This window comes from Hyphomicrobiales bacterium, from assembly GCA_017642935.1.
Lineage (GTDB): Bacteria > Pseudomonadota > Alphaproteobacteria > Rhizobiales > MH13 > MH13.
In genome coordinates this window covers 1,884,342-1,906,849 of record JAEPOK010000001.1, presented here as the reverse complement: position 1 = coordinate 1,906,849, position 22,508 = coordinate 1,884,342, and the positions used below count along the sequence as shown (strand labels likewise).

Sequence of the window (22,508 nt, the reverse complement as noted above, 5' to 3'; positions counted from 1 at the left end):
GTGGCAAACCGTGTTGTCAAACGAGCAAATCGTTTTGCTTCAGCAGTCGCACGCAACTCGTTGTCTTCGCCAGATCGACGCCGAAAATCCTCGACATTTCGAATATGCTGGTCTTTCCGTCTGCGTAGGCAACAACATCTGAGCAAAGCTTATAGATGCCCTCGAAGTAAGCCTCCTTCTTACCTATGGTCGATCTGAGACCACGACGCCCAAACTGCGGTTCGCCAATTGTCGTGGTCTTCGGATAAAGGCCCGCCTCAAAGGCTTCTATTATCTCTCGCATGACGTCGAACGCGCCTTGAAGTCCGCCGGGACTGATGAAATCGAGATCGTCCGCATCGGTATGGTATTCGGGAAACTCGCCAAACTTCGTGCGGCAAAAGCAGGCGACGGGAAGATCGACACCCGGCGCACAATACTGGCGCTCGTCACTCCCTCGATGCAAAAAACTATATTGCTTATGGCGTTCTCGGCTCCTCAGCGACGCAAACAGCGCTTGGTCGGCGAGGGTTTCGCCGCTGCGCGATGCAACCGAACTGTAGTCGCCGTCGTCGCCGACGCAGGACAGAACGAAGCCGGCGACCGTTGCGGCTTGCATATCCTCAAGCCGCAACGACAGATATGCCAACGCACCAATCGTCTCTGGCACCAAGACGAACCTGTAGGTGTAATGATGATCGCCGCCTAAGGATTTGATGTACTTGGCCAGGCCGATGGCAAGGGACGGGCCCGACAGTTCATTGTTCGCCATGGACGGGTGGCAGACATAGGAGGAGATGAGGATCTCCTGCTTGCTTCGCCCTTCGATGATCAGTTCGGCCATATCCAGTTGGCCGTCCACATGCTCTGAATCGATGTACAGATGATAACTGCCGCTGGGCAGGCTTTCATATTCCTTTCGGCTCAGACAGAAACCGGAGCGACGATCATAATAGCTGGTCACATAAGGGATGCGGTCGGGCTGGTCGTCTTGCACCCAGATGTAATCTGCAAGCTCTGCCTTCCCGACCGATTTATCGAGCGGAGCCGAGTAATTCAGCACATGCAGGTTCGTCTTCTTGAATTCCGCAAACCTCTGCCCGCTGTCATGCTCGATGAATGCGTCACGGACGATCCACTCCTGAGGAATCGCCCAATCGAAAACCTCCGTTCCTGTCGGAAGACTAAGTAGCGATAGCTCTGGAACAATTCCCTTGTAGTACTCAAGTGTCTGCCGCACGCCTTTCCCAGTTATTGACCGACAGATGGGGAAAAGATCCACGCACCATCGATAGATTTCGGTGCCTTCAATTGCGCTGACGGTTTTCGGGTCCTCGGCCATTTATTCTTCCCAGGGACGTATGGTCGGCTTGGTCGCAAGCCAGATGTAAGGGTCCCGGCGCATTGCCGATAGTGTGGTATCGATGAAGGTCTTAATTGGAACACTGGAGATCACACTACGACCGACGTTTTCCGATCTGATCGCATTTTTGATACCCGGTAGATCGGTGATCTTTTGATTGCCGTCACGCTTCATGTCCATTTTCCGATACCAAACGTGGAGAAAAAACTCTTTCTCTTTTCGCTCGCCTTCTAACAGGCACGCCACATTGAAGGCCTTGACATATCGATAGGGCACCCCGGCGATCAGTTCGCAATGATGCACCGCACTTATCGTCTTTCGCACAGGCTCTCCAATGGAGACATGCAGACAGTCGGCATCACGCAGCTGCGCCATTGGTGAGCCATGACCGAAGCAGTGCGGAAAGATTCCCTGTGGCACGAGTTCCTTCGCATCGGGCCCATGGACTGAAGTGGACAGAAATGGATGGAATTGACGCTCGTGCGGAATTGCCTTGCGCAAGGCTTCGCTCAGCGTGAACTTTGTAGGCGTCGAATAAGGGTCGAATTCCAGCCCAGAGCCGACAAGTTCAGTGGAGTGGGTTGGAAATGCAATATTGCCGTGCTCTCCGATCAACTCCAATAAAATCGATATGTGCGCGTCGATTGTGGCGGCCTTGTCAGCCGCACCATTGACGTGCAGCAGCCCGACCCGCCCCAGATTGCCAGTTACGTAGATTGTTCTGCCTTTTTGGACGCCACAATTAATGTAAGCCTGGCGCAAGTCTTTATAATCAAGTGAGATAGCTATGTGCTAATTCCCTCTTGCAGTTAAAGTGACCACAATAAATCACTATCGCAAATATATGATGGTTGATGCTTGGATCATTTCTGCAATGACTCCTTGCGTCGAAGGCTTGGTGTTGAACCGCATGAATGACGTTGTCAACTCGACCAACCAAGTTTATGCGATGGACATGACATTTTGTTAGGGCGAGGCGGTGGCCTTGATGAGCACGAAATTATCTGGGGTCGCTGCCAGTTTCAAGGGTGGGCGGCGCTATGTACACGCGACGGATCTCATTGTTTGGCTGGATGCCTTCGCCGCGGATCTCGGTGACGCTTCGGTTGTAAAGAAGGTTGAATTCCACCAACAGCTTTCGACAATCGGCAAGCTGGAGGTCGCGCAGCCCCTGTCGGCCGAGGAGAAAAAGGCGGCATCCGTAACAGGGATTTTGGCCAATCAATCCGGTATACGGCGGTTCGCAATTTTTCCCACCGACAATGTCATCGCAGACCATGATCGAGACTACGCGGAGGAAAAAGCCTGGGACAACTGCAAGATTGATCCGAAGGGCGAATGGATCAGCTTGCGCCCCGTCGATAGCCTCACGACGGCGGAGAATTTGTCGAGCGCGATGAAGCGGCTTTGCACGCAAGCCATGCCCGCCCGCAAAAGGTGGTGGTTTGTTCGCTTGGCGAAGGACGGTCCGCTGCCGTCCACAGCCGGCACTATCACCCTCAAAGACCCACGGATCACTGCTGGCCGTTTCGTCTCATCGAAGATACTGATCGACGATGAGGAAATTGGACGCATAGATTTCTTAGGACACGAGTAGTTGGATACGAACCCGATCTACATTTCCACGATCAGGTCGGTTGCGGGAAGCCGCCGCGTTGACAACGTTCAGCAATCCTCCCTGGCCGGGAAGGACGAATCCTTTGTCGAAAAGCGACTTGGTGCTTTCGAGCTCGCTGAGGCCACCATCGATGAAACAGCAACCGTTCTGGCCAAGAGCGCCGCGAGCAATGCCTTGTCTTCTGCGGATGTGACGCCTGAGCATGTCGGGTTGCTGATCTTCGTCACGCAGAACCCTGACTATGGCGGCATCCCGCACAATTCAGCGATCTTGCAGGCGGAATTGGGACTTCCCACAAGCGCGATGTGCTTTGATGTTGGTTTAGGGTGCTCGGGGTACATCTATGGTTTGAAGATCGCCGCGGCCATTATGGCGACCAGCGATATCGAAACCGCACTCATCGTTACATCCGATCAATACCGCAGCAGGCTGGACCACGAGGATTCGTCGACACGGTTGATCTTCGGTGATGGCGCTGCGGCGACGGTGGTGAGTAAAAAAACTGGCCCCCTGGCCCTGCGAGGCTATCGATTTGGGACGGATGGGAGCTCTTACGACGCCATCATAAAGACCAATGAAACGATCCACATGAACGGCCGCGGCGTTTTCAATTTTGCCCGTTCGGTGATGCCGAGCGAAATCCGCGCTTTCATGTCCGACAACAACCTTGGAGAAGACACAATCGACGCGCTTCTGCTCCACCAGGGTAGCAGGATTATCGTGGAGGAAATCGGAAAGAAATTGGCACTTCCGAATGCAACCGTTCCTGTTGAGTTGGAAGGGATTGGCAACGCGGTCTCCTCGTCGATACCGCTCCTGCTCGAAAAGCGACTGGCAGACCCCGCGATGAAAACGGCTATTCTTGCCGGCTTCGGTGTGGGTTTGTCGTGGGGAATAACCTGGGTTGAGAGGGTCAAATGATGCCGGATTCTGATCTGAAGAAAATCGTTGGATTGATTGAAAACGCTGTCGGCACGTCGCTGGGTGACGTTGAGCAAGCGACGGCCCTTGATCAGCTGCCGATGGATAGTCTTGATTTGTTCACTGTGATTGGTGAGCTGGAGGAAGCGACGAGCAGGAAAATGTCCGATGAGGACATGGAGGGCATCAAAACCCTTGGCGATATTAAGAAATTCTTCTTCGGTGATTGATATCCGACGCGACAGGATTATCGTGTAGTTTCTTCAGCCGCGTCTTGAATGCGGTGCACTTGGTGCCATCCCAGCTTCCGCCCACGACGCGGATTGCCGGTCAGTCGATTGGCGGACGTCGCATTGCGCCATGAACGGGCCGAATGCGCCTTTGATGTTCGAGCCTCACTGCCCTCAAGCCATGAGAATTGACATGCACTCCTCCATCGGCCCAATCGATCGCCTAGTCCTTCTCGGTGGCGGAGACCTTCTGGCCAGGCTCGTCTCATGGGCGCTGAGCGAGGGATTGCCGGTTGCCGTGGTCACCTCACCGCGCCATGCAGACGAAACGGTCGGTGGTGGCGACAAGAGCCTACGATCGTTCCTTGAAGACAACGGCGTCCGACACATCGTGGCCGACAGCATCAACGACCAAGGCGTCGCAGGGTTTTTGGGTGATGCAACGCAGGCGTTCTGTTTGTCGCTCGGCGCGGCCTGGATATTCAAGAAAGACACCATCCAGGACCTCTTCGACGATCAGCTTTTCAATCTACACGGCGCGAGACTGCCGCAGAATCGCGGCGCCGGCGGTTTCAGTTGGCAGATCATGATGGGATCGCGTTTCGGGTACTGCCTTCTTCACCTCGTCGATGGTGGCATCGATACGGGAAGCATTGTCCGTTTCGAGGAGTTCTTGTATCCGGCAGCCTGTCGTGTCCCAGCTGATTTTCAAGAGGAATACAATGCGAGGAACCATCAGTTCCTGACGAGATTCCTTTCAGAGATCCGTCGGGAAACTGTCGACTTAGATCGTCTATCGCAGCCGGAGTACCTTTCGACATACTGGCCGCGCCTCAACACGGAGATCAATGGCTGGATAGATTGGAGAGATACGCTCACGGATTTGGAACGTTTTGTATGCGCGTTCGATGATCCTTATGAGGGAGCAAAGACTTTTCTGGCGGACAAGCAGGTCTTCCTCAAGGGCGCCTTTCAAGATGGCGCCGAGGGCGGTTTTCACAGTTTCCAGAATGGAATGGTCTTTCGTGTCAATCCGAATTGGATCTGTGTTTGTGCCGGCGGTGGCACTCTGGTTGTGGAGAGGGTCGAGGACGCCGATGGAAACAGCATCCTGGATCGCATCAAACCCGGCGATCGCTTCCATACGCCGGTGGACAAGCTTGAGCAGCGCACAAGCCGCGCGGTCTTCACCCCACGCGGCCCCAAATAAAAGCCCCTTCAAGCCCTGTCGGATCGTTCGGATTGACCATTCCTTCCAGAAGACCGGTTAGCTGGTCACCCGACCAGATCCCAGCTCAACGGCGTCCCTTTTTTTGCATCACGCGTGATCGTCTTGCCCAGCATGTGATCGATCAGCTTCGGCGGCAGACCTGCGCCCGGCCGCACAACGCGAAGGTTTCGAGCATTGAATGTGTCGCCTGCGCGCATGTCTTGGGCGACATACAAAGACCGTCGGAATTGCATCGAATTACGCTCGGCTTCCGTCGGGCCATACCGAACCGAGCCAATGGCATGCCAGACGCGGCCTGTCTCCGTGACCAGAGCGGCCAGTTCATCGGGCTCAAGCGAGAAGGCGCTGTCGACCCCGCCGTCAGCGCGTGCAAGCGTGAAGTGCTTCTCGATCACCGTTGCTCCGAGCGCAACGGCGCCTACCGAGACACCGACGCCCATCGTGTGGTCGGACAGGCCGATCTGACAGCCAAATAGTTCACGCATATGCGGGATGGTCGCGATGTTGGTGTTGTCCGGCGTCGCTGGGTAGGTGCTCGTGCATTTCAACAGCACAAGGTCTTTGCATCCAGCCGTCCGAGCAGCAGTGACCGCTTCGTCCAACTCCGCCACGCTCGCCATACCAGTCGAGATGATCAGCGGCTTGCCGGTCGCTGCGGCCTTGCGGATCAGCGGCAGGTGCGTGTTCTCGAAGGATGCGATTTTGTAAGCTGGGACGTCCAGGGTTTCCAGGAAGTCCACGGCGGTCTCGTCAAATGGTGAACTGAAGCAGGCCATGCCATGCCCGCACGCCCGCTCCATGATCGGCGCATGCCAATCCCACGGCGTTGCAGCCTCAGAATAGAGGTCGTGCAAGTTGCGGTTCTTCCACAGGCTGTCGCCATCTTTGATGTCAAAGCTGCCGCCGCGCACATCGAGCGTGATCGAATCGGCGGTGTAGGTCTGCAGTTTCAGTGCATGCGCTCCAGCTTTCGCAGCAGCGTCGACCAAGGCAAAGGCGCGATCCAAGGATTGATTGTGATTGCCTGACATCTCCGCAATAACGAACGGAGCATGGTGCGGCCCGATTGCGTGCGAGCCTATCTTAAGACTAGTCATCATGTTGCTCATTGACCGGGCGACCGCTGTTTCTCGATTGCTGAGACATGCCAATCGGACGATCATCTTCCCTTATTTCGTCTACTGGGCGCACGTAATTCAAGAGCTGGCCGTCGAGTCCATCCTCCTTGAAACCGCACCGTTCAAACAGCCGGCGGCTAGCCGCATTTTCCCTGCGAACCCGAGCTCGAAAAGAGACGGCGGAAACCGGGCGATAGGCACGCATCGCGGCATTCAGCAAGGGTCGAGACATACCACGCCCGCGTATCTCCGGGGCAAGATTGATTGAAACCTCAGCCTCATTGCGCGTCTTAGCTTCATCGAACCGGACCGTGCCGATCGCGACCCCGTTCTGCTCTCCGATAAAGATCGCTCTTGTCGTAGCCGCAAGCGCTGCTTGGTACCAGGCCGCATGGTCCTGCCAAGCGACAGGACTGCCGGTGCCCGACATGGCAACGGTTGTTGGGTCGTTTCGCCACGCGAACAAACGCGCGCTGTCATCGGCACGGGCTGCCCGCACGATCATTGGCCGTCCTCGTTAAAAGGCAATCGAAACGTCGTTTGCACCACGGATGCGCCCACACTCGTCAGGACGTCGGCGAAATCGGTGTTGGATGGAGTGATATTCACAATGAAATGCTTGGACCGGACCGATGGGATCGGTGGCAAAGGTGGTATCGTTTCGACAACTCGAGACAGCAGGAACCGACAGAGGTCGGCATCGAATTTTTCCAGGTGCAGGCCAACGGCATTGTCTTTGCCCAGATAGAGCGAGCCAGCCCAGTTTTCGCCCGCACGAACGAGAAACCAGGCGCGATAAGGGTGCCCCCTAACGAACTGCTCATGCTCCTCGAACGTCGGCACGTGGTGAGAACTGATGCGGGCTTCTGAACTGCGAACCTGGAGGAGATCGTAGAGTATTCTGGTCGCTCCCGGCACATCTTCGACAAGGCCGAGTTGCCAACCGCGTTCGGGACCTGAAAGCGCAGACGCATAGTCTCGCATGTGGCTCGCCATCAATTCAGCCGCTTGAAGCCAGCGTGCGCAATCGGACCGTCAAGGAGGTCCATGACGTTCACCGCCCCATCTTCGCATTGTCTGATCAGGTCGAAGACTGGGCGGAGTTCGTCAAAATAGCCGTCAATCAGTTCCGGCGTATGGGCCAACGAGACGTAGATGGAGTTGCCGGCGAGATAGCCTTTCTTCAGCATCTCTTGTGTGATCAGCGTCTTGTAGGCCTGGGAATTTGCGCTTTTGATGGTGAATCCGCAAAGCGCTGGAAGCCCCCAATGGTCAAGCGACAAGCCAAGCTCCCCGGCGAGCGCAGTCCACCGTGCGCGAATGGCGTGACCGGTTTGGGTGATCGTGTCCCATGACCGTTCGCGTTCCATCACCTCCAATGTTTTCAGTGCTGCAGCAGGACCAATCCGCTCCGTCCAAAAGGTCGACGAGATGAAGGTGCCCTGCGCCGCCTCCATGACGGAGCGCGAACCGATGATTGCCGTGATCGCGTAGCCATTGCCCAACGTCTTGCCGAACACGGCCATGTCGGGTTCAACCCCATATTTCAGGTGCAATCCGCCAAGAGTCTCGCGGAACCCGCTGGTGCACTCATCGAAGATCAGGACGATCCCTTTGCGCGTCGCGGTGTCGCGCACATGTTCCAGAAAACCGGCGGCCGGCCCTTCATTGCGCGAGACTTCCATGAAGATGACGCCGACCTGCGGATCCGACACGGCGCGGTCGAACGCTTCCAAGTCGTTGTAGGCGAACGGGCGCACCGATCCGGTGAGCTCGCGCGGAACGCCGTTGGGCTCAAGACCTGGCAGAAGATGGCCGGCCAGTGTCTCACCCTGGGCGAGATTGGCGGCGAGATACCAATCGTGCCAGCCGTGGTAACCGCAGAACGCCACCTTGTCGCGTCCTGACGCGGCCCTTGCGATGCGAACGGCCACCGCGTTGGCCTCGCCTCCCGAGCGGCAGAACCGCGCCATGTCGGCAAACGCATGCATGTCGGTCAACCGCTCCGCGAGCCAGACTTCTTCAGGCGCGTTGAACGTCGAAAGATTGCCATTCTGCACGACCTTGGTCACGGCCGCGTCGACCTCAGGGTGCGAGTATCCCAGGGTGTTGGTGCCGACTCCCATGAGGAACATATCGGTGTAGGCGTTGCCGTCCAGGTCCCACACCCGGGTCCCCTGCGTCCGGCTGAAGTAAGTTGGCCAGTGTTCCGGCAGAAGCATCTCGGCACGCTTGGAAAGAAGCATGTTGCCGCCTGGAATGAGCTGCTTGGCGCGCCGCCAGAGGTCTTGTCCGCTGCTGCTCATGCGTTCTTCCCCCAGATATACATGGTCTGATAGCCGGCTTCGGTGAAGGACGCTGTCAAGGCGATCAAATCCGGATGTGCATCGAGAAACCTGACGATGTCCGATACCGGGATGCGCGGTGCCTGACCGGCAAACGCCTGATAGACGGCGCGGGCGAGGATGAGGTCTTCCGGGTTATCCACCGTCAGCCGCAAATCTTGCCGGACAAGCTCCGCAGGTGCGGTGTCGCGCAGAATATTGAAGGTGTCATGGTTCTCGCGCATGTAGAGCGTGCACAATTCCGACCGGTGCCGCTCCTCACCCTCACGATGGGAGCGGCGCAAGGCGTCCAGCGAGAGAAGCTCGAATCCGCAACCATCGACAATGTCGTCCAGAAACAAACCATCCGCGCCCGCGTCGACATATCGCGTCCAGGCCTCATCGACGGGTTCGAAAAAGGGAAAGGGACTTTCGCTTGTGGTGCGGAAGATGTCGGTCGCACCGGCGGCCTCCCCGCAGGCTATCAGGCGACCAAGAACATCGGTCTCGTCGCCTCGAATCCAGCGCAGACCGCGGGCCTCGGCAATCCGCTCATAGCCCGTATTCTCCGCACCCTCGGCAATGCCCAACACGACCTCGTCAATGCAGGCGATGCTATGCAGGCAGTCGATGATGTTGTCGAGAATGCAAACGCCGCGGTCCACATCCAGATTCTGTACGGGCTTGCCGTAAAGCCGGCTTCCCTGGTTGCGGCACGCCAAAGCTGCCACCAGTCTGCGCGCCATCGCCTAGCCCTCCAGATCGTTTGCGCGCAAGGGTGAGTTGGCGGCAACGTCACGCACCAATCGATGGCCGATGGACTGGTCCAGATCCGTGAGCGGATTGCCGATCGCCGCGCGCTTCAAGACCAGATCGGAGGCTTCAACAAGCTGGCCCGCCTGCAAGGCATGGGCACTGACCACATGGCGCCGGATCATTTTGCGGTAGCTCTTTTCAGCCTCAGACATGCCAAAGTCCGCGCTGTCGGCCGTGACACCCAAGGCTGAATCGACGCCGCGCAAGGTGGTCGCGAACTCGGCGAACTGGTCAGGGTTCAGCGCTGATTCAAAATCCTCCAACTCCATGTTCCGCCCTAGCGTCAGGTGCTTCTCGATGACCCGTGCGCCTTTGCCCAGCGCCGCGGCAGCCAGCGCCATGCGCAGGGCATTCTCGGGATCGGCATGATCGGCAAACCCGACCGTGACGTTCGATGCGTCTGCAAAGCGCTCGCACAAAACCCCTACCCGGTCGATCTGGTTGGTGTCCGTCGGTGTCGGATAGGCCTGAAAACCCAAAAGCACAACGACCTTCTTGTCGGCCAGAACGGCCAATGCGGTGTCGATTTCGTCCAGATGCGCTCCGCCGGCGCCCAGCATGACCTGCGGCACGGAACTGGCGGCAACATCGCGCAAAAGGCCGGGATTCGCGATATCGGTGCCGTGCAGCTTTACCGTCTCGACGCCGATCCGTGCAGCCAGGTCCAAGCTTCTGCGGCCGAAGATATCGACCTGCAGGGCAATGCCCTCGGCACGGCATTGGTCGGCCAGGCTTTGCCAGGTTTCATCGCTCATCTCGAGCCCGCGAAACAGATCGTAATACTGGTAGTCAGGCGTCGCCAGTTCATCGGCGAACACGAGCTGAAACTTGACAGCATCGGCTCCCGACTTGGCCGCTGCGCGGATCAAGAGCGCCGCCTGGGCGGGATTGCCCTCGAATCCTTGCGCCACTTCGGCAACGATCTGAAGTCCAGGCAGTAGGTTGTGCGTCATAAGCTGTTCCATCTAATCGGCGTGAGCAGGTCTGTGTCCTGTCCATGAAAAACCGGCCTTTGCAAATCCGTTCTCTGCGAGACCTCGTCCACGGCCTGGGCGATAGCCCGCAGTTGCGCTTCGGTGTCAACGCCAACGACGATGCGCTCGATCCCGGGAGCGGCCAAAACGCAAAAAGCGGCAGCCTGGAGCGGCGTCAGCCCATGCTTGGCCCGCCACTGATCCCACGCCCGCCACACCTGTGCCCACCGGTTGAATTTCGCCGGCCGGTCATTGGGCGCCATCAGTAGAAGGCCCTGTAGAAAGGCCGAACGGCTGTGGATCCGTATCTGGCGTTCGGTCAGGCGGGCGGTCCATCCGCTGTCTTCCAGCCGCGTGTCGAGCGCATTCACAGGCGCCTGAATCAGACCGACATGCAAGTCTTCAGGATAGTTCTCGAGCTCCGTCGGACTGTAGACCGAAATACCCATTGCGCCAATCGTATCGGCGGCCTGAAGATCTGCGAGCGCGCGTCCAAGAGCATCGCCCGTTGATCCGCGCGCGTCGGATGACCGATGAAAAAGAACGGCCTCCAACCGTTCGACGTTCAAGCGCCTCAAGCTGCCCACGACCAAACGCTCGACAAAACCCGCCGGATCGGCGTGTGCATTCTTGGCGACCGAACCCTCCAGCGGTGGAAGTTTTGTCACGACGCGAAAACCCGACACACCGATCTCACCTAGAACGCTCTCACTGGTGCCATAGGCGACCGCGGTGTCGAGCGTGTCGATCCTCAACGCCCGCGCACGACGAACGATGCGCTCGGCTTCGGCCATCGTGACCTGTCCTGCAGAATTGGCGACGCCATAATCGAGTCCAAACTGGACGGTGCCGAGCGCAAGCTTCAACCGACGATCTCTTGCAGAGCAGTGATCACGTCGCTTTGCTGGGCGTCCGTGAGGTCGAAAAAAAGCGGGATGCTCAGCGCATCCTGGTAGTACTTCCACGCGTGCCCGTAGGATTTAGGATCAAAACCGCGTTGGCGATAATAGGGGTGAGCTGGCACCGGAACATAGTGCACCTGTGATCCGATATCCCTGGACCTCAAAGCGCGCATCAGATCTCCACGGCTTATGCCGGCAGCGGCGTAATCGATCCGGACCACATAGATGTGCAGGCCGGAGCGTTCGCGCGCCATTGGCTGGGCCGGGCTCAGGTTGGTGAATGAGCTAAATGCCGCATCATACACCGCAGCAAGCTGCTGGCGCCGTGCCAGAAACCGATCCAGTTTCTTGAGCTGAGACAATGCCAAAGCACACTGAATATCGGTGATGCGGTAATGGTGGCCCAGTTCCTGCATTTCGTAATACCAGGGATTGAGCTTGCCGTTCTCAAAAGCCAAATCCGATCCGACCATACTGTCGTTGAGTTTGTTGATCCCGTGACTGCGGAGGCGCAACAGACGGCGATACAGGTTCTCGTCATTTGTCGTGATCATACCGCCTTCACCGGCAGCGATCGCTTTGACAGGATGAAAGGAGAAGGCTGTCATGTCGCCGTAGGTGCCTGAGCCGACGCGGCTACCATCGGAATAGCGCGCACCAAGGGCATGCGCCGCATCCTCGACCACCAGAGCACCGGCTTTACGCGCCAAGTGGCCAATGCGCTCCATATCGCACGGCAAACCGCCAAAATGCACGGGGGAGACGACGCCTACATCATCAGCTTCCGCCAAAACCGCCTCAAGGGCGTTGGGATCCATATTGACCGTCGACGGATCGATATCGCAGAAAGCGATTGTACCACCACAATACAGCGCAGCATTGGCGCTGGCGACAAACGTTATTGGAGATGTCACCAGCTTTCGGCCCGGTCTGATATCAGCAGACAGGGCTGCAAGGTGAAGCGCTGCCGTGCAACTGGAGACCGCGACCGCATAGCGCGAGCCGACATAGTCCGCCACCGCAGTCTCAAAGGCCTCAATCATGGGGCCTTGTGTTAGAAGCCCGGCTTTGAGGATCTCGGTAACCGCTACTATATCGTCCTCTTCCAGATGGTGGCGGCCATAAGGTATCATAGCGCTCGGATCTCCTCGATGGGCGGCTGCTCAGCCTCGGCCTTTAGTTGTTCTATCTGGTCGGTGAGAGTGCCCATGCCGTGGCCCAGAAGACGGCGCAAGCGTGCGTTTGACAAAGCCATGACAACAGGGCGGCGCACGAGGTTTTTCTGGGCGGACAGCCTGCTGGACTTTATCGACAGGTCTGAATAACCGAACTGCCGAGCGACAGCCTGTCCAAATGCAAGTTTGGTCAGAACATCGTCCCCGGTTGCGTGCACGATACCGCTTGCTTTCTTCTCCACGAGGCGCAATGCCGCCTTGATCAAGGGGGCTATCAGGACCGGCGTATAGTGTACATCGCCAAACAGCGGGATCGACTCGCCCGCTGCCAGACTTTTTAGGATCCAGTCGCTGAACGAAGGCCTATAGGACGGTCCCCAGCCGTAGAAATTCGTTCGAAGAACGAGGGCTTCCGGGCAGGCTTTCAGCACAAGTTCTTCCGCCGCCGCTTTTGTGCGGGCATAGACATTTATCGGTTCGACGGGGTCGGTTTCGCTGTAAAGCTCGGCGTCACCGGAAAATAAATGATCCGTCGAAATATGAATCAACCGAGCGCCGCGCCGCGCCGCCGCTTGCGCGACTTGTTCGGCCAAAAAGGTGTTCTCATACTTCGCCCGTTCTGGTTCAGCCTCACACGTCTCGACGCTGGTAAGCCCAGCCGTGTGAACCACAAGATCAGCATTGCTCGCGCGGAGGGCTTCATCGAAAGCTGCTGGATTCGCCAGATCAACCGGGCGCGCAGTGATGGCCGAGGGCACATGCACCCGTCGGTGGGTAGCGACTGTGACCTGCCACCTGGTTTTACAAGCCTGAGCCCAATGCAGGCCCAGAAGGCCCGTGCCGCCTGTAATGAAGATACCACTATCGGTTCGCATCGCTACTCTCTAAAGAACTCTATCGGCGGCGAAAAGTGCGGTTAGCGAGCAAATCGAGGACATAGGCATGCTGACCAACTACGCGTGAAATGCCCAGGCATGCAAGGTCGCAGTGCGGTACGCCTCAAGCTGCTTTGAGATGTTGCGCGAATCGTTGCCAATCATGGTTGGATGATGCAAAGGGGAAGCATCTTCATCAGAACCTGCCAGTTGCTGCCAACAGTGATCCAACGGCGCTGTTGTTCAAAGACTTAATCGTTGGTTTTGGCATATAGAGCCAGTCGTGACCGCTTAGCGATAAAATGTCTCTCTGAAAGAACATGACCTTGGTATCTGCCCAGCTTTTCCATGTTGTCGAGTCCCCATCATGATTTTCGACCCCAGCAAGCTTTCACGAGCAAAAAAATCGGCCCTTATTTTCGGCACTGATTTATTGCTGTTGCCCATCGCTTTCTGGGCCGCCTTTGGCTTCAGGCTCGGCATCTTTGATGCTGATGGCTGGTTGGGACTTTTCAATCCATTTGAACGCGTGGAAATTCTCGACAGCCTCTTCGTGCTGGGCGCGTGTGGGCTGCTTCTGTTCTTTTTTAAACTCCATCGCATCAAAATGCACGCCATCGATCTGGATGCGATATTTCGGATAGCTGGTTTCTCGCTCAGTATCATGCTGCTCGCATCGGTCGGCGCATTTTTCCTTCAAGCAGGTTTCCCGCGCTCGGTTCCGATTTATTTTGGTGCGATCTTTTTCATTTTGGCGATCATTACGCGCCTTATCGCGCTTCGCTTGCTGCAAGCCTTATCAGTCCTCGGAGAAAACCGTGTTCCAGTGGCGATCTACGGCGCGGGGTCCGCAGGCATTCAGTTGGCTGCATCGTTAAAACAGTCGCGTGAAGTCGTCCCTGTCATGTTTGTCGATGACAATCCAGCTTTGCACAATCTGATTGTTTCCGGCACGCGTGTGAAGCCGCCATCTGTGTTGGAAAAAGCGGCTCAAACGGGCCGGATCCGGCAGGTCTTGATCGCCATTCCATCCCTTTCGATCAGCCGCAAGGCTGAAATGATTGAAAGGCTCAAAGCCATCGGCTGCGATGTGAAGGTTGTTCCGTCATATGTTGACCTTGTGTCGGGAAAGAATACGGTCAGTGACCTGCGCACGGTGACAACCGACGAGCTCCTGGGACGCGACAGGGTCGACCTCAACACGCCCGAGATTACAGAAGCCTATACTGGTCGCTGCGTCATGGTCACTGGCGCAGGCGGTTCAATCGGCGCGGAACTTTGCCTGCAACTCTTGAACTGTCAGCCGTCAAAAATCGTTCTGTTCGAAAGAAGCGAGCCAGCTCTTTACGAGATTAACCGCCTGATCAAGCCGGGGTCTGGTGAACGGGGTGTAGCGGTCGAATCTTGCCTGGGCTCCATTACTGACCTAACAGCCATTCAGGCCGTTTTGAAGCAGCATAGCGTTGATGTCGTCTTGCACGCAGCCGCATACAAACACGTACCCATTATTGAGGAAAATGAGGTAGAAGGTGCCCGCAACAATGTCCTGGGAACCAAGATCGTCTGCGATGCCGCCGTTGCTGCCAACGTTGAACGGTTCATTCTCATTTCCACCGATAAAGCCGTTCGACCGACCAATATCATGGGCGCCACAAAGCGACTGGCGGAACTGGTCGTCAGCGACGCTCAAAGACGGTGTCAAACAACCCGGTTCTCAATGGTGCGATTTGGCAACGTGCTGGGGTCATCGGGCTCGGTGGTCCCTCTTTTCACCAAACAGATTGCGGACGGCGGGCCAGTAACCGTCACTCATCCGCAGGTCACTAGGTTCTTTATGACCATACCGGAAGCAGCGCGATTGGTCTTGCTGGCTGGAGCCTACGCCGAGGGAAACGACCTATTTGTGCTCGACATGGGAGAGCCCATCAAGATCATGGATCTTGCGCGTCGTATGATCGAGCTGTCCGGTCGAACGTTGCGTGATGCTGTGCATCCCGATGGCGACATCGAGATCGAATTGATCGGCATGCGGCCTGGCGAGAAGCTGTATGAAGAGTTGCTGATCGACAACAAAACCCTGATCAAGACCCCTCACGAAAAGATTTTACGAGCGCAGGAAAGCGGTCAACCTGAAAGTGAAACCAAATCGATGCTCGAACAGGTGAGCTTGGCTGTGGAGCGGCGAGACCGCGCATTGGTCCGGGCCGTAGCTAGGAACTACGTGACGGGGTTTCATAGCAATCAAACCGGCGAGCACACGCTGATCCAGTTTCCGGGGCAGAAGCAGCCAGCTTAGCCAGCGCCCGATAACGTCGATTCTCAGGGCACCTCACCCGGTTATGGTGTAGCTCCCTGCAAAACACCACGGTCCAAATTTGAAATGGATGCTTGCGCCTCGGCGTTTTTCCTCGCTTGCACCCGAGCTAATCGCCCAACACAATTACGGCCAATCCGGAGAACTTTATTCCACGCGTCTAAGGTATCCACGTGGGGCGACACTAATTTGCAATTTTGCGTCTATGTCGTGGTCGATTTCAAACAAGGATGTTTCATCCAGATAGGAATCAACCGCTGTCATGGGATTGTCCCCGACCTCCCAGGGTCTGTCTTTAAAGGGTTCTGAAGGGAGTTTTTCTACCACGGTGTCAAACACGACGCAGTAGCTTTGCGCACTTGTCATGGGGCCATACGCCCGTAGCTCTTGTAGCACATGATCATGCGTGTGATTGCTGTCCAGAAAGACCATCACGCGTTCCGCCCGCGCGGCACGCGTTGCCACTTTGTCGATGATGTCCGCAGCCACAGAGGACCCCTGAAGCATCTCGATCCGGCCAGACATCGGATGCTGCTCAATAGCTCTTCGATTGTGCGCACGGATGTCGATGTCCACGCCCAGAACCCGTCGCTTGGGATTCTTGGGATTCAAAACTTCGTTGTTCTCGATCGCATCGCAGTAATCCAACAGCGCCAGCATGGATGCCGAGAGGATCAATGAGCCTCCATGCGCAATTCCGGTCTCAATGATGAGATCAGGTTTCACACGCCAAATGAGTTCCTGAACCGCCACCATGTCTTGCGGGTATTGGATAATGGGGCGACCCATCCAAAAAAAGTTATAGGAATAGTGCGACGCGATTGACGCTTGCAAAAATCGGTCTCGTGCCGTGCAAAGTTGGTCATTGGTTTTGGCAGCCGCGAGCCTTTCCGCAACTTCTGCATTAAAATCGGACATATCAAAGGGCCTTGTACTGGAGGTGCTTTGGCGAACTTTGGCGTATCTCTTCCAGATAGTTGGGGTTCATGACCTGTACCACGCTGCCTTCAGACAGATCGGCCAAGCCCTCTTCTGGCGACATCACGCGCAATCCCGTTCCCGGAAGAAAATGCCCCTGCTTGGCGGGGTTGATGTCGATCACCCGACCGATCTTGCAACCGGCGCGTTCCATGAAAAGGCAAAAAATGACGCCTTTGGATGCCCCACCCCATACGGCAATTGGGGGAGACGAGGTTGCGGCCTTTGTGAGGCTGTCTACAAAATCTTCTGGAAAGTGCACTGCATCCAAGGGGACGTAGGTGGGTCGCCGAAGCGTTGAGAGATCACCAACAACTCTAAGATATTGGCCGCCAAATGTGCGGTCAGCATGAACGAGACGACCAAAAATGCGTTTGAAATCGTTCAAACGAAAGTAGTTGACATGCTCGTAGAACACGTCAAACCACGCACGGTTCTCCAATATCCAGTCCAGACAGGGGACCTCAATGTAAATCAGGCCCTCATTGCCGTTTGCCGCGGCGAGCTCAAAGAGAAAGCTCACAGGGTCCTCAACATGTTCCAGGACGTGGCGCAAAATGAGCCCGCGCCCTTTGATATTCAGATCGCTTGAGAAATAGACCTTTTGCACAAGTGGGCTGTCCCCTTCATAAGTCGGGTCAAAACCTTTTGCTTGCGCCCCACGGCCCCAGAGATAGTCTAAAAAAAGCCCTTTGCCGCAGCCAATTTCAATCAATCCATCGCGACCAATTTTTTCAAGGATCAAATCGGCGACGTCGCTCAGATGTTCAGCAAAACGCCGACTGTTTCCCTGTTCATTTTGGTAAGCAGCGTCATAGTCCATCAGCGAGGCGTCAAACGCCGCATTGCGCACCAATCCGGTGGCAAGGTCCTCGACAAGTCGCATCTGGCCTTTAGGACAATCGCGCCCAGCCTGGGCACTTTCATACATCCGGTTTTGAAAAATGGGCAGATCGCTCTGGCGGTAGAGTTCACGTGTGGTTTCGGTCATCTACGATCTTTTCGTCAGGAACATAGGGGACCCCAGTGATGACTGGTGGGTCGCCAATCCGGTCCGGTAGGGCACCGAAGCGAAGCAGGTCTTCTCGCCCCAAGGGTGCAGCGATGCTGCGCGCAAGGTCTGCCAAGCTTTGGTTCTGCCCGGAGCAGACGTTTACTGCGCCTTGGGTATCGTCCAAGCAGAGGTCCGCGATCAAACGGCCGGCTTTTTCCACATGCAAATAGTCGCGAACCTGTCGGCCACTGGACATTTTTGCCGGCTTGCCCGCTTCGAGTTGCGCTTTGATGTGGGCAACAAACCGGCGAGCGTCCTCGCCTTCACCATACAAGTAAAACAAACGTGCCCAGGCAAAGGATAAACCGGCCTGCTCAAACGCACGCGACAAAGCCAGATAAGCCGCAGCCTTTGCCGCGCCGTATGGCGTTGATGGTGCAAGCTTTGTTTCCGACGACAGCGGCATTTCCGCGGTCAGATCATACTCAAAACAGGTTCCCAGTCCGACAAACCGTGGAACGCCAGCCTCGAGCGCAGCTTGCCCTAATCGCACCGTACCCATGAGCGCCGCCAGGTTTTTTGGCGAGGTAACGTAGGTCCCATGCTCAACATACCAGGCAGCGTGAACAATGGCATCAACGCTGTCCATGGCACGGGCAAAAAAAGCAGGGGTTTCGGCAAACAGGTCCGCAGTCTGAACGCGCTCAACCGCTGCGGAAGGGAGCGGCTTTTCACCGCGCACGATTGCCCGGATATCAATGCCTCGGGCGATCATGGCATCAACAATGGAGCGCCCGACGAAACCCGTGGCTCCTGTAAGTAGCACTTTCATGCCGGCGTCACATGCAGTTCAGGCACCGCGGTCACAAAGCGCGTGCCCTTCGCGGATAGCTCGGCTAGCTGTTCTTGTATTTCAGATGAGATATTCCAGGGCAGAACAAGCACATAGTCTGGCGGATTCTGATGTAGCGCTGCTGGCGGATGGATCGGGATGTGACTGCCCGGCAAAAACATGCCTTGCTTGGCCTCGGCAGCATCGCAAACAAAGGGCAAAAGGTCCGGCTTAACGCCGGCAAAGTTCAAGATTGTATTGCCCTTAGCCGCCGCGCCGTAACCCGCCACGGTTGAACCTTGCTCTTGCGCTTCCAACAGGAACTGGAGCAGCCGGTTCTTGATGCCCTCGGCGCGCTTCTGGAAACCCTCGTAGAAGGAAGCCGTTTCCATGCCGCGCTTACGTTCCTCGTCCAGGATAGCCGTGACAGATGAACTGATCGGGTGGTTTGAGTCCTTCAGACATCCGTATATCCGCAGCGACCCTCCATGAGTAGGCAATTCCTCCGCATCAAACACGCGAAGACCGGCGCGCTCGAAAATCCGTTGTGTTGTTACCAGCGAAAGGTAAGAGAAATGTTCGTGATAGACCGTATCAAACTGGCCAAACTCAACCAGCTTCATTAGGTGCGGGAACTCAAGCGTGACCACTCCATCTGGCTTTAGTAGCAGTGCAAGACCCTCTGTGAAGTCGTTCACGTCTGGTACGTGCGCAAAGACATTGTTTCCGATAACCAGATCGGCGGCGCGATCGCTTTCAACAAGCTCACCTGCCAGCGCTGCTCCGAAAAAACGTCGTAGCGTTGGCACACCGCTTTCCTCTGCGGCATCGGCGGTGCTGTCAGTCGGCTCGATGCCAAGGCAGGGAATGCCATTTGCGGTGAAGTTTTTGAGGAGGTAGCCATCATTGGAGGCAACTTCGACAACGAAGCTTTCTTTTCCTAAGGCCAATCTCGACGACATCGCGTTGCAATATCCCTTCGCGTGGGCCAACCAACCTTTCGATGTGGACGAGAAATAGGCATAATCTGACGTGAACACCTCGTCCGCAGCCGTGTAATCCTCTGTTTGTACAAGCCAACACGTCTGGCAGACGTACAGCCGCAAGGGATACGTCGTTTCGGGCCGCGATAGTGCCTCCAACGGCAGGTATGCGTTGGACGGTGGCTGGTAGCCGAGGTCGAGGAAATCAAGCGAAAGCGGCGCGCCACAAAACCGGCAGCTCATTGGGATATGCCCTGAAAATCTCTCATGAGAGGCAACGCCTTATCGCGCGCAGATCGCTCCACAATGGGCATCGGCCAATCGATGCCTAGCATCGCATCAAGTGCGTTCACACCGCCCTCCGCCGCAGCGCTATGCGCGGAGCTGTGCAGGTAGAGCATCTCTACGTTATCCGTCAATGTCAGGAAGCCGTGAGCATATCCCTCCGGAATGATGAGCGCGTTGTGAGCATCGCCAGACAGTTCTGCGCCGAACCATGCGCCATAGGTAGTTGCTCCAAGCCGTAGATCGACGGCCACATCGAATACCTTTCCAGACAGGCAGGTCACGTATTTGCATTCTGCATGGGGCGGATATTGAAAATGCAGCCCACGCAAGGTGCCACGACTGAGTGTGCGCGTGCGGTTAATCTGCTCGACAGCGCGACCACCCCAGGCATCGATCTCATCGATGCAGAAAAGGCGCTCCAAAAACCCACGAGTATCACCAATTGGATTGCGCTTGAGGTGAACCACACCATCAAGGGGAGTTTGCTCGGCAGTGAAACGACTGCTCATGCCGCCTCATAGTCCGTAACTTGCGATAGCGTAACGTCCAGCATGTTTGACCCGGCTTTCCATGCAACGTGCCAGTCAAGCAAACGCGCCAATGCCGTATCTATCTGCCAACGAGGAGACCAGCCCAATCTTGCCCGCGCCTTGGTGCTATCAAGCGCCAGGCTTTGCGCCTCTTTAGGATGCGAATCTTCTGAAAGGGTCCACGACGCTTTGGGGAGCTTGTCACACAGTGTATCGGCGATTTGCCGGACCGTGATGATATCATGCGGACCTGGACCAAAATTCCAGGCTTCGGCGAAACATGAGCCTTTCTCCACCAATGCCTGGGCTAGCGTCATATACCCAGACAGCGGCTCAAGAACATGCTGCCATGGTCTGGTCGCTTCGGGATTTCGCACAACAAGCGGTTTCCCCTGGTCAGTTGCGCGCAGAAAATCGGGCAGGAGCCTGTCATCGGCATAATCGCCGCCGCCAATTACATTGCCAGCACGTGCCGTTGCCACGGCCACACCTGTATCGGCAAAGAAGGCATTGCGGTAGGATTCGGTAATGATTTCAGCGCACGCTTTACTGGCCGAATATGGGTCGTGACCGCCCAGAGCCTCATTCTCCCTGTACGGCCAAGCCCACTCTTGATTTTGGTAGCATTTGTCGGATGTCACGTTCACAAGCGCTCGAACGTCAGAGGTGGCGCGTATCGCTTCGAAAAGCGACACTAGGCCCATGACGTTGGTTGACATAGTTTCTGATGGATCGCGATAGGATGCGCGAACAAGGGGCTGCGCGGCGAGATGGAACACAATCTCCGGTTTCGCTTGCCGCAGGGCCATCGCCAGCGCTTGTCCGTCGCGGATATCCGCTAGGGTTTCGCCGGCCAACCGCAATGCCACATCAGATGTGGCGTACACTCCGCTTGCATGCTCAGGCGGCAAGGCATAGCCAAAGACGTCGGCGCCCATGTGCGCCAACCAGAGCGCAAGCCAGCCACCCTTGAAGCCTGTGTGACCTGTCAGAAATACTCTGCGGCCAAACCAAAATTCACTGCTCAATCCCAAACCTTCCAGGGTGCTTTGCCCGAGGCCCACAACTCTTCTAACGCAGTCCGTTCACGCAAGGTGTCCATTGGCTGCCAAAATCCCGAATGCGCGAAGGCCATGACATGCCCACCTTCCGCCAACTGCCTAAGGGGCTGGCCTTCCCAAGGTGTTGAGTCATCCTCAATGAATTCTATCACCCTAGGCGAGAGCACAAAGAAACCTCCGTTGATTAAGGCCCCATCTCCCCGTGGTTTTTCGACAAAACCTGACACTTGTCCTCGCGAGATGGCGAGTGCTCCGTAGCGCCCAGGCGGCTGGACAGCGCATACAGTCGCAAGCTTCCCATGAGATCGGTGGAACTCAATCTCCGCTGTAAGGTCAATGTCTGCTAGACCGTCACCGTATGTAAAACAGAAAGCCTCTTCGCCCAGCAAATACGGCGCAACCCGCTTCAGCCTTCCTCCAGTCATCGTCGCTTCGCCAGTGTCGACCAGGGTAACTCGCCACGGCTCAGCCTTTTGCTGATGAACCTCCATCTTGTTTTGCGCCATATCGATCGTGACGTCAGACATATGCAGAAAGTAATTGGCGAAATATTCCTTGATTACGTAGCCCTTATAGCCACAACACACGATAAAGTCGTTCATCCCGTGTGCTGAATAGCTCTTCATTATATGCCAGAGGATAGGTCGCCCGCCGATCTCTATCATAGGCTTGGGGCGCAGATGAGTTTCCTCCGAGATTCGGGTGCCTAAGCCACCCGCAAGGATAACAACTTTCATCTGGATCGACCTCGTGCTCAATTTGCAGTTGAACGGCGCGATTGCCATTCAGAGCCGGATGGGTTTCAGGCAATTGGTTTGGGTTGTATGCTTGACGCCGAGGAATGGCATGTCTCATCATCTCCAAGGCATGTCTACTCTGCCATAGGTTTACCCAACCGGTGCGCCAGGCAGCGGCCGATGCATCAACGGTTGTTTTTTGAGGATCTTTGCGCCGCTCCAAGTCTGGGACCGAGTCGGGGCGTGGGAGATACGGTAACCTTTA

Annotated in this window: 23 protein-coding genes; 5 read left to right on the top strand and 18 right to left on the bottom strand. The window is 56.3% G+C overall.

Translation table 11 applies throughout. The features are described 5' to 3' along the window. Nucleotides 1–16: 16 nt before the first annotated feature. Nucleotides 17–1,321, bottom strand: a complete 1,305-nt coding sequence (locus tag JJ917_09055; protein MBO6698966.1) for a DUF4910 domain-containing protein — start codon at nt 1,319–1,321, stop codon at nt 17–19. Further along, a complete protein-coding gene (locus tag JJ917_09050) occupies nt 1,322–2,104 on the bottom strand; it encodes an AAC(3) family N-acetyltransferase (GenBank protein MBO6698965.1) in 783 nt (260 codons plus the stop codon). 217 nt (nt 2,105–2,321) lie between these two features. Here JJ917_09050 and JJ917_09045 point away from each other — a divergent pair, with 217 nt between their 5' ends. From JJ917_09045 to JJ917_09030, 4 genes are all read left to right on the top strand, one after another. Next, nucleotides 2,322–2,939: a hypothetical protein gene (locus JJ917_09045; GenBank protein ID MBO6698964.1), complete on the top strand. Its 618-nt coding sequence runs from the start codon at nt 2,322–2,324 to the stop codon at nt 2,937–2,939. After that, nucleotides 2,940–3,881, top strand: coding sequence for a ketoacyl-ACP synthase III (locus tag JJ917_09040; protein MBO6698963.1), 942 nt, complete (start codon nt 2,940–2,942; stop codon nt 3,879–3,881). Further along, on the top strand, nt 3,878–4,111 hold the full coding sequence (locus JJ917_09035) for an acyl carrier protein (GenBank protein ID MBO6698962.1): 234 nt from the start codon (nt 3,878–3,880) through the stop codon (nt 4,109–4,111). Before JJ917_09040 ends, JJ917_09035 begins: the two co-directional genes overlap by 4 nt. Before the next feature lie 298 nt (nt 4,112–4,409). Next, nucleotides 4,410–5,321, top strand: a complete 912-nt coding sequence (locus JJ917_09030; GenBank protein MBO6698961.1) for a hypothetical protein — start codon at nt 4,410–4,412, stop codon at nt 5,319–5,321. Between the two features lie 65 nt (nt 5,322–5,386). Here JJ917_09030 and pseI read toward each other — a convergent pair whose 3' ends face one another. Genes pseI through JJ917_08985 form a run of 9 tightly spaced genes read right to left on the bottom strand, consistent with a single transcriptional unit; the run spans nt 5,387 to nt 13,526 of the window. Next, nucleotides 5,387–6,442: a pseudaminic acid synthase gene (gene pseI / locus JJ917_09025; GenBank protein MBO6698960.1), complete on the bottom strand. Its 1,056-nt coding sequence runs from the start codon at nt 6,440–6,442 to the stop codon at nt 5,387–5,389. Further along, a complete protein-coding gene (locus tag JJ917_09020; GenBank protein ID MBO6698959.1) occupies nt 6,432–6,965 on the bottom strand; it encodes a GNAT family N-acetyltransferase in 534 nt (177 codons plus the stop codon). Before JJ917_09020 ends, pseI begins: the two co-directional genes overlap by 11 nt. Further along, a complete protein-coding gene (locus JJ917_09015; GenBank protein ID MBO6698958.1) occupies nt 6,962–7,444 on the bottom strand; it encodes a hypothetical protein in 483 nt (160 codons plus the stop codon). Before JJ917_09015 ends, JJ917_09020 begins: the two co-directional genes overlap by 4 nt. An 11-nt stretch (nt 7,445–7,455) precedes the next feature. Beyond that, a complete protein-coding gene (locus JJ917_09010) occupies nt 7,456–8,766 on the bottom strand; it encodes an aminotransferase class III-fold pyridoxal phosphate-dependent enzyme (GenBank protein MBO6698957.1) in 1,311 nt (436 codons plus the stop codon). Continuing rightward, a complete protein-coding gene (locus JJ917_09005) occupies nt 8,763–9,530 on the bottom strand; it encodes a hypothetical protein (GenBank protein ID MBO6698956.1) in 768 nt (255 codons plus the stop codon). Before JJ917_09005 ends, JJ917_09010 begins: the two co-directional genes overlap by 4 nt. Before the next feature lie 3 nt (nt 9,531–9,533). Further along, a complete protein-coding gene (locus JJ917_09000) occupies nt 9,534–10,553 on the bottom strand; it encodes an N-acetylneuraminate synthase family protein (GenBank protein ID MBO6698955.1) in 1,020 nt (339 codons plus the stop codon). After that, on the bottom strand, nt 10,550–11,440 hold the full coding sequence (locus JJ917_08995) for an aldo/keto reductase (protein MBO6698954.1): 891 nt from the start codon (nt 11,438–11,440) through the stop codon (nt 10,550–10,552). The genes JJ917_09000 and JJ917_08995 overlap by 4 nt, the downstream gene beginning before the upstream one ends. Continuing rightward, nucleotides 11,437–12,609, bottom strand: a complete 1,173-nt coding sequence (gene pseC, locus JJ917_08990; GenBank protein MBO6698953.1) for a UDP-4-amino-4,6-dideoxy-N-acetyl-beta-L-altrosamine transaminase — start codon at nt 12,607–12,609, stop codon at nt 11,437–11,439. The genes JJ917_08995 and pseC overlap by 4 nt, the downstream gene beginning before the upstream one ends. Next, nucleotides 12,606–13,526 carry an SDR family oxidoreductase gene (locus tag JJ917_08985; GenBank protein ID MBO6698952.1) on the bottom strand — a complete coding sequence of 307 codons (921 nt, stop codon included), beginning with the start codon at nt 13,524–13,526 and terminating at the stop codon, nt 12,606–12,608. The genes pseC and JJ917_08985 overlap by 4 nt, the downstream gene beginning before the upstream one ends. Before the next feature lie 367 nt (nt 13,527–13,893). On the opposite strand from JJ917_08985, the gene JJ917_08980 reads away from it, so the two are divergent. Beyond that, nucleotides 13,894–15,822 carry a polysaccharide biosynthesis protein gene (locus JJ917_08980; protein ID MBO6698951.1) on the top strand — a complete coding sequence of 643 codons (1,929 nt, stop codon included), beginning with the start codon at nt 13,894–13,896 and terminating at the stop codon, nt 15,820–15,822. Between the two features lie 165 nt (nt 15,823–15,987). Here the strand turns inward: JJ917_08980 and JJ917_08975 are convergent, their stop codons facing one another. Genes JJ917_08975 through rfbF form a run of 7 tightly spaced genes read right to left on the bottom strand, consistent with a single transcriptional unit; the run spans nt 15,988 to nt 22,243 of the window. Continuing rightward, nucleotides 15,988–16,758, bottom strand: coding sequence for a cephalosporin hydroxylase family protein (locus JJ917_08975; GenBank protein MBO6698950.1), 771 nt, complete (start codon nt 16,756–16,758; stop codon nt 15,988–15,990). A 1-nt stretch (nt 16,759) separates the two neighbouring features. Further along, on the bottom strand, nt 16,760–17,749 hold the full coding sequence (locus tag JJ917_08970; GenBank protein MBO6698949.1) for a methyltransferase domain-containing protein: 990 nt from the start codon (nt 17,747–17,749) through the stop codon (nt 16,760–16,762). Nucleotides 17,750–17,789: 40 nt separating this feature from the next. After that, nucleotides 17,790–18,644: an NAD(P)-dependent oxidoreductase gene (locus JJ917_08965; GenBank protein ID MBO6698948.1), complete on the bottom strand. Its 855-nt coding sequence runs from the start codon at nt 18,642–18,644 to the stop codon at nt 17,790–17,792. Continuing rightward, nucleotides 18,641–19,870: a class I SAM-dependent methyltransferase gene (locus JJ917_08960; protein MBO6698947.1), complete on the bottom strand. Its 1,230-nt coding sequence runs from the start codon at nt 19,868–19,870 to the stop codon at nt 18,641–18,643. Before JJ917_08960 ends, JJ917_08965 begins: the two co-directional genes overlap by 4 nt. After that, nucleotides 19,867–20,424: a dTDP-4-dehydrorhamnose 3,5-epimerase family protein gene (locus tag JJ917_08955; GenBank protein ID MBO6698946.1), complete on the bottom strand. Its 558-nt coding sequence runs from the start codon at nt 20,422–20,424 to the stop codon at nt 19,867–19,869. Before JJ917_08955 ends, JJ917_08960 begins: the two co-directional genes overlap by 4 nt. After that, nucleotides 20,421–21,473 (bottom strand): CDP-glucose 4,6-dehydratase, encoded by a 1,053-nt coding sequence (gene rfbG, locus JJ917_08950; GenBank protein MBO6698945.1) that lies wholly within the window; start codon nt 21,471–21,473, stop codon nt 20,421–20,423. Before rfbG ends, JJ917_08955 begins: the two co-directional genes overlap by 4 nt. After that, complete coding sequence (rfbF, locus tag JJ917_08945) at nt 21,470–22,243, bottom strand: glucose-1-phosphate cytidylyltransferase (GenBank protein MBO6698944.1); 774 nt, start codon at nt 22,241–22,243, stop codon at nt 21,470–21,472. Before rfbF ends, rfbG begins: the two co-directional genes overlap by 4 nt. Nucleotides 22,244–22,508 lie beyond the last annotated feature (265 nt).